The 1263-nt window shown below is 65.2% G+C and carries 1 protein-coding gene; it reads left to right on the forward strand.

Features of this window, described 5'->3' with window-relative positions:
* Positions 1-193 precede the first annotated feature (193 nt).
* A complete protein-coding gene (locus GWI24_RS44540) occupies positions 194-1228 on the forward strand; it encodes a BMP family protein (RefSeq protein WP_210951687.1) in 1035 nt (344 codons plus the stop codon).
* Positions 1229-1263: the final 35 nt, after the last annotated feature.

Genomic DNA, 1263 nt, shown 5'->3' on the forward strand with positions numbered 1-1263 from the left:
ATACGGGGACATATCGGGCGCAACCGCGCCCGTTTTGCCCGCCCGAAACGTTGCGTAGACCTCCCGGACACAAGAGGTTCGCGACGATCCGATAACGGCTTCCTAAGGGGCCTTTATCTGGCATCTACGCGCGTTACGATGCGGCGGAACCAGCGCCGCAAGGGGCGCTTCGAGATCATCAGAGGGGACCCTCGTGCGCCGGGTATCCACGATAGCTGTCGCGGGCATTGCCACCGCGGCTCTCGCATTCTCCGTCACCGCGTGTGGCAGCAGTTCCGAAGAGGGAAGCAAGGACGCCGGTGTCGGCCTGGCCTACGACGTGGGCGGCCGCGGTGACCACTCCTTCAACGACTCCGCCGCCAAGGGCTATGACAAGGCCCTGAAGGACTTCGACGTCAAGGGCAAGGAACTGACGGCGAAGGACGGCGACACGGACGCCGACCGCTACGACAAGCTGGCGAGCCTCGCCGAGGCGGGCTACAACCCCGTGGTGGGCGTCGGCTACGCGTGGACCCCCTCGCTCACCAAGGCCGCCAAGAAGTACAAGGACACCGACTTCGCCATCGTCGACTCGGTCGTCGACGCCAAGAACGTGGCCAGCCTGGTCTCCGCCGAGCACGAGGGCTCCTACCTCGCCGGCGTGGCGGCGGGGCTGAAGACCAAGTCCAACAAGGTCGGCTTCATCGGCGGCACCGACAGCGCGCTGATCAAGAAGTTCGCGGGCGGCTTCCAGCAGGGCCTGAAGGACACCAACCCCAAGGCGTCCCTGGACGTCCAGTGGGTGCAGGTCGGTTCGCCCAAGGGCTTCGGCATGCCGGACCGCGGCAAGGACATCGCCGAGGGCATGCTCTCCAACAAGGTCGACGTGATCTTCTCCGCGGCCGGCGGCTCCGGCGCGGGCGCCATCGAGGCGACCGCCGGTAAGAAGGGCACCTGGTCGATCGGCGTCGACGGCGACCAGTACTACGACAAGGGCCTGGCCCAGTACAAGAACACGATCCTGACCTCCATGGTCAAGACCGTGGACGGCTCGGTCTACGACTTCATCAAGAGCGTCGTGAAGGACAAGAAGCCCGAGAGCGGCGTCCAGACCTACGACCTCAAGCGCGGCGGCGTCTCCCTCTCCTACTCCGGCGGCTTCATCAACGACATCAAGCCGAAGATCGAGGCGGCCAAGAAGAAGATCATCGACGGTCAGATCAAGGTCCAGGACACCTACAAGGACTGAACCCTGGCGCCACGGACCCGTACGGCACCCCCGGG

This window comes from Streptomyces sp. MK37H (assembly GCF_018035285.1).
Classification (GTDB): Bacteria; Actinomycetota; Actinomycetes; order Streptomycetales; family Streptomycetaceae; genus Streptomyces; species Streptomyces endocoffeicus.